This window comes from Geobacillus sp. FSL K6-0789 (assembly GCF_038593135.1).
Taxonomy (GTDB): domain Bacteria; phylum Bacillota; class Bacilli; order Bacillales; family Anoxybacillaceae; genus Geobacillus; species Geobacillus stearothermophilus.
Window position 1 is genome coordinate 2301520 of the sequence record NZ_CP151966.1, and the last position, 12884, is coordinate 2314403.

10 protein-coding genes are annotated in these 12884 nt (G+C 54.0%); 1 reads left to right on the forward strand and 9 read right to left on the reverse strand.

From position 1 onward, the window contains the following. Positions 1-9: 9 nt before the first annotated feature. Positions 10-495, forward strand: a complete 486-nt coding sequence (locus NSQ51_RS12190; RefSeq protein WP_033014324.1) for a DUF5668 domain-containing protein — start codon at positions 10-12, stop codon at positions 493-495. A 41-nt stretch (positions 496-536) separates the two neighbouring features. Here the strand turns inward: NSQ51_RS12190 and yihA are convergent, their stop codons facing one another. From yihA to leuB, 9 genes are all read right to left on the reverse strand, one after another. Next, a complete protein-coding gene (yihA, locus tag NSQ51_RS12195; protein ID WP_033014325.1) occupies positions 537-1124 on the reverse strand; it encodes a ribosome biogenesis GTP-binding protein YihA/YsxC in 588 nt (195 codons plus the stop codon). After that, the gene (gene lon / locus NSQ51_RS12200; RefSeq protein ID WP_049624173.1) at positions 1121-3463 is read right to left on the reverse strand and encodes an endopeptidase La; all 2343 of its coding nucleotides are present in this window, start codon (positions 3461-3463) and stop codon (positions 1121-1123) included. The genes yihA and lon overlap by 4 nt, the downstream gene beginning before the upstream one ends. A gap of 230 nt (positions 3464-3693) precedes the next feature. Continuing rightward, a complete protein-coding gene (gene lonB, locus NSQ51_RS12205) occupies positions 3694-5367 on the reverse strand; it encodes an ATP-dependent protease LonB (RefSeq protein WP_033014327.1) in 1674 nt (557 codons plus the stop codon). Positions 5368-5510: 143 nt separating this feature from the next. Beyond that, positions 5511-6776, reverse strand: coding sequence for an ATP-dependent protease ATP-binding subunit ClpX (clpX, locus tag NSQ51_RS12210; protein WP_033014328.1), 1266 nt, complete (start codon positions 6774-6776; stop codon positions 5511-5513). Positions 6777-7005: 229 nt separating this feature from the next. Beyond that, positions 7006-8292: a trigger factor gene (gene tig / locus NSQ51_RS12215; RefSeq protein WP_033014329.1), complete on the reverse strand. Its 1287-nt coding sequence runs from the start codon at positions 8290-8292 to the stop codon at positions 7006-7008. Between the two features lie 164 nt (positions 8293-8456). Continuing rightward, positions 8457-9437, reverse strand: a complete 981-nt coding sequence (locus NSQ51_RS12220) for a tetratricopeptide repeat protein (protein WP_033014331.1) — start codon at positions 9435-9437, stop codon at positions 8457-8459. Between the two features lie 204 nt (positions 9438-9641). Next, complete coding sequence (gene leuD, locus NSQ51_RS12225; protein WP_011232131.1) at positions 9642-10235, reverse strand: 3-isopropylmalate dehydratase small subunit; 594 nt, start codon at positions 10233-10235, stop codon at positions 9642-9644. 96 nt (positions 10236-10331) lie between these two features. Continuing rightward, the gene (gene leuC / locus NSQ51_RS12230) at positions 10332-11747 is read right to left on the reverse strand and encodes a 3-isopropylmalate dehydratase large subunit (RefSeq protein WP_033014333.1); all 1416 of its coding nucleotides are present in this window, start codon (positions 11745-11747) and stop codon (positions 10332-10334) included. 20 nt (positions 11748-11767) lie between these two features. Beyond that, positions 11768-12883 carry a 3-isopropylmalate dehydrogenase gene (gene leuB, locus NSQ51_RS12235; RefSeq protein ID WP_121649954.1) on the reverse strand — a complete coding sequence of 372 codons (1116 nt, stop codon included), beginning with the start codon at positions 12881-12883 and terminating at the stop codon, positions 11768-11770. Position 12884: the final 1 nt, after the last annotated feature.

Consider the following 12884-nt stretch of genomic DNA (forward strand, 5'->3'; position numbering starts at 1 on the left):
GCGACGATCATGAAAACCCGAACGGTATTCGCCGGCATCTTGTTCATCGGCCTCGGGCTGTATTTTCTCGCCGGACAGTTGGAATCCCCCCTTTTCCATTTCTTCCAAGGGTGGCCGGCCTTGCTTGCCATTTGCGGCGCGGCTTTGCTTGGCCAGGCGCATTCAGCGCGTGAATATGCTTACCTTTTCCCCGGCTTTCTTTTACTCGGATTTGGCGTTGAGTTGCTCCTTGCGAGTGCATTTTCGGCCTGGCCCCGCGGCGTGAACATGTTTTTTTTCCTCATTGCGTTCGCTTTTTTCGCCAGCAGCCGCAAACAAAAAGGCGGGGCCGGCTTTGGCGTACTTTTCTTGCTTCTCGCTGTCGTGCTGACGTTTTCCGGGCGCGGCCAGCCGTTCTTTCACCTCGTCCAAGCCGGACTTTCCTCTGTCTGGAAGTTTTGGCCGCTCGGACTCATCGCCATCGGCGTCTATCTATTATGGACTAGGCGAAAATAGCCTTGGAAGTGAAAACACCAGCGGAATCGCTGGTGTTTTCGTCATGAGGACACAAACGGCAAAAGCGCCGCCCATGCTTCGTCTTTCCCTTGTCCGGTCTCGGCGGAAAACAAAATGAGCGGGTCGCCGTCAGCCATCCGCAGCGTCTCGCGCGCGATTTTCGCGTGTTTTTGATGCTTGCCGCGCGGCACTTTATCCGCTTTCGTCGCGATGACGATCACCGGGATCTCGTAATGTTTCAAAAACTCGTACATCATCACATCGTCTTTCGTCGGCGGATGGCGCAAATCAACGAGCAGGACCGCCGCCTTAAGCACCTCGCGCGTCGTAAAGTACGTCTCCATCATGTTCCCCCATTTTTGCCGCTCCTGCTTCGACACGCGGGCGAAACCATAACCTGGCACGTCCACAAAGTAAAACGAGTCGTTAATCAAATAAAAATTCAACGTTTGCGTTTTCCCTGGCTTTGAGGAGGTGCGCGCCAAGTTTTTCCGGTTGATCATTTTGTTGATGAATGATGATTTGCCGACGTTCGAACGGCCGGCGAGCGCCACCTCTGGCCGTCCGCCGTCCGGATATTGTTCCGGCTTGACGGCACTGGTCACAAGCTCTGCTTTCTTCACATTCATCGCTTCCACCCCACCAGCGCGTGCGGCAGCACCTCATCGAGATGGGAGACGAGCACAAAGCGCAAGTCGCGCTTCACCGTTTCCGGAATGTCCGCTAAATCTTTTTCATTGTCTTTTGGCAAAATGACCGTTTTCAGCCCGGCACGATGGGCGCTTAACGTTTTCTCTTTTAAGCCGCCGATCGCAAGAACGCGGCCGCGCAGCGTAATTTCGCCGGTCATGCCAACAAAGCGGCTCACCGGCTTGCCCGTCAGCGCGGAAATGAGTGCGGTGGCGATCGTAATGCCTGCAGACGGCCCGTCTTTTGGCACCGCTCCTTCCGGAACGTGAATATGGATGTCGTACGTTTCGTGAAATTTCGGGTCGATGCCGAGTTCCTCAGCGCGCGATCGAACATAACTGAACGCCGCCTGCGCCGATTCTTTCATCACATCGCCGAGCTTGCCGGTCAAAACGAGTTTGCCGTTTCCTTTCGCGAGCGACACTTCGATGGCGAGCGTATCGCCGCCAAACGCCGTATACGCCAGCCCGGTCGCCACGCCGACTTGGTCTTCCGCCTCCGCTCGGCCGTAGCGGTATTTTCGCTTCCCTAAAAATTCCTCAAGATTGTTTTCTGTGATCACCACCCGCTTTTTCTCGCCGGAAACGATGAGGCGGGCCGCTTTTCGGCAGATAGCGGCGAGCTGCCGCTCAAGCTCCCGCACCCCGGCTTCGCGCGTATAATGGCGGATGATATCGAGCATCGCGTCATCGCGAATTTGCAACGCCGCCTTTTTCAGCCCGTGCTCGGTGATTTGTTTCGGCAGCAAATGCCGCTTCGCAATATGGAGCTTTTCAACTTCGGTATAGCCCGGAATCTCAATCACTTCCATCCGGTCCAACAGCGGCTGCGGAATCGCCGCCAAATAGTTGGCAGTCGCAATAAACATTACCTTCGACAAATCGTACGGCTCTTCAATGTAATGGTCGCTGAACGTATGATTTTGCTCCGGGTCAAGCACCTCCAGCATGGCCGCCGATGGATCGCCACGGAAATCACTCGACATTTTGTCGATTTCATCAAGCAAGAAGACGGGGTTGATCGTGCCTGCTTTTTTCATCCCTTGGATAATGCGTCCCGGCATGGCGCCGACATACGTGCGGCGATGGCCGCGAATTTCCGATTCGTCGCGGACGCCGCCGAGCGAAACGCGGACGAAGCGGCGGCCGAGCGCTTTGGCGATCGAGCGAGCGAGCGACGTTTTGCCGACCCCCGGCGGTCCGGCGAGGCAAAGAATCGGACCTTTTAACGATTTCGTCAGCTGCTTGACAGATAAAAATTCAAGCACCCGTTCTTTCACTTTATCGAGCCCGTAATGCTCCTCGTTTAAAATCGCTTCCGCCTGCTTAATGTCGTGGATGTCTTCTGTTTCTTTCGACCACGGCAAGGCGATGAGCCAATCGAGGTAGTTGCGAATGACTGTGCTTTCCGCTGAGGTCGCCGGAATTTTTTCATAGCGGTCAAGCTCCTTCAATGCCGTTTGTTTCACATGCTCCGGCATGCCGGCCGCCTCGATTTTTTCTTTCAGCTCCTCGACTTCGCCCGTTTTTCCTTCTTTTTCGCCAAGCTCTTTTTGAATCGCCTTCATTTGCTCGCGCAAATAATACTCTTTTTGCGTCCGCTCCATCGACTGCTTGACGCGGGCGCTGATCTTTTTCTCAAGCTGGAGCACTTCTTTTTCGTTGTGCAAAATTTGGATGATTTTATTGAGGCGCTCTTTCACGTCGATCGTTTCTAAAATACGCTGTTTTTCCTCAAGCTTAAGTGGCAAGTGCGAGGCGATGATGTCCGCCATTCGCCCCGGCTCATCGATGTCGACGATCGAGGCGTAAATGTCGACCGACAGCCGCTTGGACAAGTTTATGTACTGCTCGAAATATTCAAGCATCGTCCGCTTGAGCGCCTCATCTTCTAAATCTTTCGCCGCCCGATCAGCAAACTTTTCGACTTTGACGAGAAAGTACGGCTCCTCGCTGATCACTTCCGTAATGAGCGCCCGAGCGACGCCTTCGACAAGCACGCGGAACGTGCCGTTCGGGAGTTTTAGAAGTTGCTTGACGCGCGCGATCGTTCCCATTTTATATAAGTCATCCATGTCCGGTTCGTCGATGGCAACGTCTTTTTGCGACGTCAGCAAAATCATATGATCCTCAACCATGGCTTGTTCGAGCGCTTTGACCGATTTCTCGCGCCCGACATCCAAATGGAGCACCATCGTCGGAAACACGAGCAGCCCACGCAGCGGCAAAAGCGGAACGACCGTCTCCTTTTTCTTTCCGTTCACGCCGAACACCTCCATCTCTCGCTTCTATTCGTTTATTGTATAGTACGGTAGCCGGGTTTGTAAAATTTGACGAACGAAAAAGCGCGCGGCGCTCCATCTGCATGCAAAGAAAAACCGACTTCAGCGACGATCCGCTTGCGCCGAAGCCGTACATAAAAGAGAGGCCGGGCGAACCGCCCGACTCGGTTGCGAGCGGATCGCCCGCTTTCGTTGCCAATCGTTCGCCTTGCCGCCGTTTCCTTTGGCTAGACGAGCTTTTTCTCCGAGCGGTCCATAGCCGCTGGCAGCAGCGCGGAGCCGCGGCGGAGCGCCTCTTCGTCGAACACATGGACGAGCACTTCCTCGAGGCGGCGGACGGCGATGATTTGAATGCCGCTGACTTCGCCTAGCAACGATTGCATATTCTCAATCGGGATGATGACTTTTTTCGCCCCAGCTTGTTTGGCCGCTTTGATTTTGGCGAACACGCCGCCGACCGGTTTCACGCAGCCACGGATACTGATTTCTCCGGTCATCGCGACCGTATGATCGACTGGAAGCTGGTAAATGGCGGAATAAATGCCGACTGCAATCGCCACCCCGGCTGAAGGGCCGTCAACCGGCACCCCGCCCGGGAAGTTGACATGAATGTCGTAACGGTCGGCCGGCACGCCCATCGCCCGCAACACAGTGATGACGTTTTCTGCTGAACCGCGCGCCATGCTTTTGCGGCGCACCGATTTTTCGGCGCTGCCGATGCTCTCTTCCTCAATAATGCCCGTGACGTTGATCGTCCCTTTTCCTTTCGCCGGCAAGGCGGTCACTTCAATTTCAAGAAGCGCGCCGGTGTTCGGGCCGTACACGGCAAGGCCATTGACGACGCCGACCGCCGGGGCGGACGCAATTTTCTTTTCATAGCGCGGGGCCATTTGGCTTGAATGAATGACCCATTCAATGTCTTTATCCAAAATTTTGTCGCGGTTTTCCGTAATGGCAAGACCGGCGGCGATTTGCATCATGTTCACCGCCTCCCGCCCGTTGCGCGCATAGGCAGCAAGCAGGCGAATGCCGCTTTCTGACACGTTCAGGCGGATTTTTTCCGCCGCCTTTTTGGCGATGAGGGCGATCTCATCTTGGTCCAATTCACGGAAAAATACTTCCAGGCAACGAGAGCGAATGGCCGGAGGAATTTCGTTCGGCGTGCGCGTCGTCGCCCCGACAAGACGGAAATCAGCCGGCAGTCCATTTTGGAAAATATCGTGAATATGGCTTGGGATTTGCAGATTTTCTTTGCTGTAATAGGCGCTTTCAAAAAATACTTTCCGGTCCTCAAGCACTTTCAGCAGCTTGTTCATTTGGATCGGATGAAGCTCGCCGATTTCGTCGATGAATAAAACGCCGCCGTGGGCGTTCGTCACCGCCCCTTGCTTCGGCTGGGGAATGCCGGCTTGCCCCATCGCCCCGGCCCCTTGGTAAATCGGGTCGTGCACCGAACCGATGAGCGGATCGGCAATGCCGCGCTCGTCAAAACGCGCCGTCGTCGCGTCAAGCTCCACGAACACCGCATTTTTCTTAAACGGGGAGAGCGGATTTTTTTTCGCTTCCTCAAGCACGAGCCGAGCAGCTGCCGTCTTGCCGACGCCAGGGGGGCCGTAAATGATGACATGCTGCGGGTTGGGGCCGCATAAAGCAGCTTTTAACGCCTTGATGCCGTCTTCCTGACCGACGATATCGTCAAAACTTTTCGGCCGCACTTTTTCCGCCAGCGGCTCGGTGAGCGAAATCGAACGCAGCTTGCGGAGCTGTTCCATCTCTTTGCGCGACTCCTTATCAATCGAAACTTTTTGCACACGTTGCCCTCTTAGCAAATTCCAAAAATAAAGGCCGATGATGACCCCGAAAAACAGCTGGATGACCAGTACGATGTTCGTCCAATCCATGCCCCGATATCCTCCTGCCTTTAGATGGTATGTAGTATGATAGTATCTCCGCGAACGGGCGGGAATAAACAAAAAAAGCGCCGACCGGCGCCAAGGGCATGGGCGGCAAAAAAAGAAACCGCCGAAAAAAGGCGGTTTTCCCATCAGGCAGATGTTTTCCGTTCCAGCTCGATGACGGTGCCGTCATGACGGATCAGCGTCGGCGGCTTTGTGCCGCGCACCGTGTCGAGCGTGATGATGCACTTTTGCACATCTTCGCGCGACGGCAACTCAAACATCACATCGAGCATAATGCCTTCGATGATCGAGCGAAGGCCGCGCGCGCCCGTTTTCCGCTCAATCGCTCTTTTCGCGATTTCCCGGAGCGCCGCTTCTTCAAACTCGAGTTCAACGCCGTCAAGCTCCAGCATTTTTTGGTATTGTTTCACGATCGCGTTTTTCGGCTTCGTCAAAATATCGATCAACGCCTGTTCGTCAAGCGGCTCAAGCGTCGTAATGACCGGCAGACGGCCGATGAACTCCGGAATAAGCCCGAACTTGAGCAAGTCTTCCGGCAGCACTTTCGACAGCAAGTTTTTCTCATCAACATCGGCTTGGTTCATTTCCGCACCGAATCCGATCACTTTTTTGCCGAGGCGGCGCTTAATGATCGGCTCGATGCCATCAAAAGCCCCGCCGCAAATGAACAAAATGTTCGTTGTGTCGATTTGGATGAACTCCTGATGCGGATGTTTGCGGCCGCCCTGCGGTGGAACGCTGGCGATCGTTCCCTCCAAAATTTTGAGCAGCGCCTGTTGCACCCCTTCACCAGAAACATCGCGGGTGATGGAAGGGTTTTCCGATTTACGGGCGATTTTATCGATTTCATCGATATAAATAATGCCTTTTTCTGCCCGTTCCACATCATAATCGGCCGCTTGGATGAGCTTTAACAAAATGTTTTCGACGTCCTCGCCGACATAGCCTGCCTCCGTGAGCGATGTCGCATCGGCGATGGCAAACGGCACGTTTAAAATGCGCGCCAATGTTTGCGCCAGCAGCGTTTTCCCGCTCCCGGTCGGTCCGATCATCAAAATGTTGCTTTTCGACAGCTCGACATCATCGATTTTGCTGCCGGAATTGATCCGTTTATAATGGTTGTAAACCGCAACGGCGAGCGATTTTTTCGCGTCATCTTGGCCGATGACGTATTCATCTAAAATTTCCCTGATCTCCATCGGCTTCGGCACGTCTTTAAATTCAAATTCTTCCTCGTTTCCAAGCTCTTCCTCGACGATCTCCGTGCACAATTCAATGCATTCATCACAAATGTAAACGCCCGGGCCGGCGACGAGCTTGCGCACTTGGTCTTGCGTTTTGCCGCAAAACGAACACTTTAGCTGCCCTTTTTCATCATTAAATTTAAACATGTCATTCACCCCTTGCTAACAAAATCGCACCTGCGTTATGTATCATGTCTCGCCATCCCATGTTGCAAAAAACTTATGTATTCGCTATTTTACCATACATGCGTCAAAAAAAGCGAATGAAAAACCCGTGATGTATTAGAAAAGTTTGAAAAATCACCTCCAGGCGCCAATGACTGAGATAAAGAACAAGGCACGAACGTCTCGCGCCTTGTTCCTTCTACCTTTATTATTATGCCGCAACCGTGCTGTGCTCCACAAGAAAATCGATCGTTTTCCGCCATTTTAAATCTTCTTTGACGCCATCCAAGCTGCCGAGCAGCTCTTTTAACTTGTCCACGCTCAAGTTGTAGGCTTCCGCCATTTTTTGGAGTTCTTCCTCCACCTCTTCATCGGTTACCTCGATGTTTTCTGCTTTGGCGATCGCTTCGAGCGTCAAGGCCGCACGCACCCGTTTTTCGGCGTCTTCTTTCATTTGCTCACGCAGCGCCGCTTCATCCTGACCTGAGAATTGATAGTACAGCTGCAAGTTCAGCCCTTGCATTTGCAGTCGTTGATCAAATTCGCGAAGCATCCGGTCCGTCTCGTTTTGCACCATGACAGCCGGAATATCGATTTCCGCATTGGCAGCCGCTTTTTCGACGACCGCATTGCGCAACGCCGTTTCCGCTTCATTCTTTTTCGCTTCTTCCAGACGGGCGCGGATTTTCGCTTTCAGTTCGTCAAGCGTTTCAACTTCTTCATCGACGTCTTTCGCAAACTCGTCATCCAAAGCCGGCAATTGCTTCGCTTTCACTTCATGCACTTTCACTTTGAACGTCGCCGGTTTGCCGGCCAGCTGCTCAGCGTGGTATTCTTCCGGGAACGTCACTTGAATTTCTTTTTCTTCGCCGGCTTTCATACCGACAAGCTGTTCTTCAAACCCCGGGATAAAGGTGCCTGAACCGATTTCGAGCGAATAGTTTTCCGCCTTGCCGCCTTCAAACGGCTCGCCGTCGACAACCCCTTCGAAATCGATGACGACCGTATCGCCGTTTTCCACCGTCCCGTCTTCTTTCACGACAAGTTCGGCGTAATTTTCTTGCAAACGTTTCAATTCGTTTTCGACATCTTCGTCCGTCACGGTTGTATCCATTTTTTCCACTTCAAGCCCTTTATATTGACCGAGCTTCACTTCCGGCTTTACGGTCACTTTCGCTTTGAAAATTAAGCTTTTGCCTTTTTCCATTTGCTCAATGTCAATCTCCGGCATTGACACCGGTTCGATGCCTGCCTCTTCGACGGCTTTGGCATACGCCTCTGGCAGCAAAATATCGAGCGCGTCTTGATAGAGCGCCTCAACGCCAAACCGTTTTTCAAACAGGACACGCGGCACTTTCCCTTTGCGGAAGCCCGGCAGCGCAATATTTTTCACCACTTTTTTAAATGCGGCATCCAAGCCTTTGTTCACTTGCTCGGCGTCGACCTCAACGGTCAATACGCCTTCGTTCCCTCCAAGTTTTTCCCATTTGACTGACATCCTTGTTCCCTCCACCTGAAATCATTGCTCGGACCATAGCGCACTCCGCTTGTCCATATCTTTTTATGATGCCCAATTATGTAGACAAGTATGCGAAAACAGATACATAGCACAGCCACTATATTATAACATACAACAGCCATGTTTCAACAGAGAACTAGCCATTAGAGGGAGGAAAGTTCCTCTATTTCGTATAGATTTTGGCAAAGCGTTTCCATCTCCGCCGCCTCCACACCGTAGCGGTCGGCCAAGGCGGTCGCGTCAGCATCCAAGCCTAAAAACCGGCTCGCCATCCAATGGAGAGCAGCAAGCCAGGCCGCTGCATCCGCCGGCTCTGGCGGAAACGGGTACAACACATATGCATAGCGAAGCCAAATGTCCGCCGCCGTTTCATACAAACTCGGGCTTTCCGCCGCGAGCTGCTGTTCAAGCCGACCCAGCAGCGATGAAGCAAATTCCGTTTCCGTCTGTTCGTCCAACGCTGACGGGACGACCTCCATGCAACGGCCAAATTTCTCAACCGTCACCGTTTCGTTGACTTGCTTCCCTGTCAACAGGCGAAGGAGCATCGTTTTCGCCATCGGGCTTTTTTCCGGTGCGCGTAAATATTGCTTGAGCAACGGCAGCACCGGCTCGATGTCTTCTTTTTCCAGTTGTTTAATCAGTTGCAGCTGCTCAGCAATGTCCCCGGACTCAAGCAGCCGTCTCACCCGCTTCCACTCCGCGGGCGGAAGCGTGCGGGCATTCATTTTTTCACTAAACCGGAGCAGCTGATGAAGCTGTTCGCGCAACGAAGCGGATAGCGACGGATGGCGCAAGGCGGCGCGGATCACCGTTTCCGCCTTGCTGTATCGATTCGTTTGCAACAGCACAGCGAGATACATTTGCAACAGATCGCTGTTGTTCGGCTGTTCGTCAAGTAAGGCGGCGAGGCGCCACTCCGCCTCATCGTAGTCTCCAAGCTCATAGCAACAGACAGCCAGCCCAAGGCGAACAGGAAAACTGTGGTCGCCAAGCTGTTCAGCAGCGCGCAAAAAGCGGAGCGCTTCTTTGTAGCGTTTCGCTTCAAGCGCCGCAAACGCTTCTTCCATCAGTCGTTCTTTCGTTTGCGGAAACATGATGATTTTTCCTTTTTTCCCGGTCATCTTCGCCCGCTCCCATTTGCATTTACCATCAGTGTAACAAGTTTTCCCTAGCGAAACAACCCGCGCCTTGCTGGGTAACACAAACCGCTTGTTTGCCAAAAAGCAGCCGGCCTCTGGACGCAGGCGCCGTCAAACGCGAAAAAGGCTGCGCCCGCCGATTGGCAGAGCAGCCCATCTCTCCTTGCCTCCCGAAACACATGGCGCTTACGGCCGTGGACAATGCCGTCGTTCGTAGGCGGCGATATGCGCTTCGTACACAAACGTCAAATCAATTTCGTCCCATCCTTTTAGCAACAGCTGTTTTCGATACGGGTCGATGTCAAACGGACGCGAAAATCCTTCATCGTCAAATACCCGCTGTTCTTCAAGCGAAACCGTCAGTTCATAGTCTGCGCGCTCGCTTTGGCGCAGCAAGTAGCGGACATCCTCTTTATCCAGCCGGATCGGCAACAGCCCGTTTTTTAAGCAGTTGTTGTAAAAAATATCGGCAAACGATGGGGCAATGATGACGCGAAATCCGTAATCTTGGAGCGCCCAAGGCGCATGTTCGCGCGATGAGCCGCAGCCGAAGTTTTCATCGGCGACTAAAATCGTCGCCCCTTCGTTTTCCGGGCGGTTGAGCTCAAACTCCGGATTTGGCGTGCCGTCGCTCAAATACCGCCAATCGTAAAAGAGAAACTGGCCAAAGCCGGTGCGTTCAATCCGTTTCAAAAACTGCTTTGGAATGATTTGATCGGTATCAATATTCGCCCGGTCGATGCCGGCGGTTTTCCCGCGGTGAATCGTAAACGGCTTCATCCCGTCTCTCCCCTTCCGTCCCGTGTATCGTTCGTTTCTATGCCGCTTTTGAGAAGATAGCCCCAAAACGGGGGCGGCCATATCAAGGAGCACCCGTCATCGGACCAGCTCAGCTTCAAGCTGGCGCACATCGACAAAATGTCCGTAAATCGCAGCCGCCGCGGCCATCACCGGGCTGACGAGATGCGTGCGCGCCCCTTTTCCTTGCCGCCCTTCAAAGTTGCGGTTCGACGTTGACGCACAGTGCTCGCCTTCCGGAATGATGTCCGGGTTCATGCCCAAACAGGCGCTGCATCCAGCATCACGCCATTCAAAACCGGCATCGATGAAAATTTGCGCCAACCCTTCCGCCTCGGCTTGTTTTTTCACTTGCTGCGATCCAGGCACGACGAGCGCCCGTACACCCGGAGCCACTTTTTTCCCTTTCACGATGCTCGCCGCCGCGCGCAAATCGCTGAGGCGTGAGTTGGTGCACGAACCGATGAAGACGTGCTGCACCGGAATATCCGCAATCAGCGTGCCCGGCTTGAGCCCCATGTACTCAAGCGCCCGGCGCACCGCGTTTTGCTCTGTTTTGTTTTCAAACTGCTCGGGATGCGGCACGACACCATCGACCGATGTGCTCATCGCCGGGGTTGTACCCCATGTCACCATCGGGGCGATCGTCGACGCGTCGATTTCAATCGTCTTGTCGTATTCCGCCCCCTCATCGCTTGCAAGCGCCCGCCACCGTTCGACCGCTTGCTCAAACGCTTCGCCTTTTGGCGCATATTTGCGGCCGCGCAAATAGGCGAATGTCGTTTCATCCGGGCTGATGAGCCCGGCTCTCGCCCCCGCTTCAATCGACATGTTGCAAATCGTCATCCGTTCTTCCATCGACATGCGGCGGATCGCCTCACCGGTAAATTCAATAATATAGCCGGTGCCGACGCCAACGCCATAGCGGCCGATAATGGCCAAGATGACATCTTTGGCGGTCACCCCTTTGCCGAGGCGGCCGTTGATGCAGATTTGCAGCGTTTTCGGCTTATGCTGCCAAAGCGTTTGCGTCGCCAGCACGTGCTCGACCTCGCTTGTGCCGATGCCAAACGCCAACGCGCCAAACGCCCCGTGCGTCGACGTATGGCTGTCGCCGCAAACGATCGTTTTCCCCGGTTGGGTCAAGCCGAGCTCCGGACCGATGACGTGCACGATTCCTTGCTCTTCGCTATGCAAATCTGCCAGTGGGATGCCGAACTCGCGGCAGTTGCGCTCAAGCGCAGCGATTTGGTTGCGCGCCACTTCGTCGGTAATCACAAATCGGTTAACGGTCGGCACGTTATGGTCCATCGTCGCAAAGGTCAAATCCGGCCGCCGCACCTTCCGCCCTTTTTGCCGCAATCCTTCAAAGGCTTGCGGCGAGGTCACTTCATGCACTAAGTGCAAATCGATGTACAATAAATCCGGTTTGCCCTCCTCACGGTAGACGACGTGGTTTTCCCAAATTTTATCGATGATCGTTTTCGGCTTCATTGGTCTTCACCTCGCACGTCTTAGGCATAAACGGTCCTAATTTGAGCAATGGTCGTATAATCCAGCACCGCCGCTTTGATTTCTTCGACCATTTCGTTCGTGGATACAATGCGGCCGCCGCTTGGCGCCAAGTCGGCGGTGCGCAAACCTTGATCGAGCGCCTGCCACACCGCGTGCTCTACCGCCTCCGCTTCCGCGGTGAGCCCGAACGACAGTCGAAGCATCATCGCGGCCGACAAAATCGCCGCAATCGGATTGGCTTTGTTCATGCCAGCGATATCAGGCGCTGAACCGTGTACCGGCTCATACAAGCTCGGACCGGAAGCGGATAAGCTGGCTGACGGCAGCATCCCGAGCGAACCGGACAGCATCGAGGCCTCGTCGCTCAAAATATCGCCAAACATGTTTTCTGTCACAATGACATCAAACTGCTTCGGCGCGCGGATGAGCTGCATCGCGGCATTGTCAACAAGCATATGCTCAAGCGTGACGTCCGGAAATTCCTTCGCCACCTCTTCGGCCACTTCTCGCCATAATCGGCTTGACGACAGGACGTTCGCCTTGTCGACCGACGTCACTTTTTTCTTCCTCCCGCGCGCAAGCATAAACGCCATGCGCACGATCCGTTCGATTTCTTCCTTTTTATATAAGAGAGTGTCAACCGCTCTTTCTTCCCCGTTTTCCACGACGCGGCCGCTCGGCTGGCCGAAGTAAATGCCGCCGGTCAGCTCGCGGACGATGACAAAATCGACGCCTTTCACGAGATCCGGTTTTAACGGCGAAGCGGAAACCAAACTGTCATAGCAAACAACCGGCCGCAAGTTGGCATATAAGTCGAGCTGCTTGCGAATGGCAAGCAATCCTTTTTCCGGGCGCAAATGCGGAGGGTTGTCGTCCCACTTCGAACCGCCGACCGCCCCGAGCAGCACCGCATCGCTCTGTTGGCAAAGGCGAAGCGTCTCTTCTGGGAGCGGCGTCCCGGCTTCATCGATCGCGACTCCGCCAATCAATCCATACTCAAACGCAAACTCGTGGCCAAACCGGATGCCGACCGCTTTCAAAACCTCGACCGCTCCGGACGTCACTTCCTTGCCGATGCCATCGCCCGGCAAGACGGCAATCCGATAGTTTCCCATG

Bases quoted from the DNA above. Each gene is read 5' to 3' on its own strand.
- lon (WP_049624173.1), bottom strand. From the start codon at position 3,463: ATGGAGGTGTTCGGCGTGAACGGAAAGAAAAAGGAGACGGTCGTTCCG.
- NSQ51_RS12190 (WP_033014324.1), top strand. From the start codon at position 10: ATGAAAACCCGAACGGTATTCGCCGGCATCTTGTTCATCGGCCTCGGG.
- yihA (WP_033014325.1), bottom strand. From the start codon at position 1,124: ATGAATGTGAAGAAAGCAGAGCTTGTGACCAGTGCCGTCAAGCCGGAA.
- leuC (WP_033014333.1), bottom strand. From the start codon at position 11,747: ATGAAGCCGAAAACGATCATCGATAAAATTTGGGAAAACCACGTCGTC.
- tig (WP_033014329.1), bottom strand. From the start codon at position 8,292: ATGTCAGTCAAATGGGAAAAACTTGGAGGGAACGAAGGCGTATTGACC.
- leuD (WP_011232131.1), bottom strand. From the start codon at position 10,235: ATGAAGCCGTTTACGATTCACCGCGGGAAAACCGCCGGCATCGACCGG.
- clpX (WP_033014328.1), bottom strand. From the start codon at position 6,776: ATGTTTAAATTTAATGATGAAAAAGGGCAGCTAAAGTGTTCGTTTTGC.
- lonB (WP_033014327.1), bottom strand. From the start codon at position 5,367: ATGGATTGGACGAACATCGTACTGGTCATCCAGCTGTTTTTCGGGGTC.
- leuB (WP_121649954.1), bottom strand. From the start codon at position 12,883: ATGGGAAACTATCGGATTGCCGTCTTGCCGGGCGATGGCATCGGCAAG.
- NSQ51_RS12220 (WP_033014331.1), bottom strand. From the start codon at position 9,437: ATGACCGGGAAAAAAGGAAAAATCATCATGTTTCCGCAAACGAAAGAA.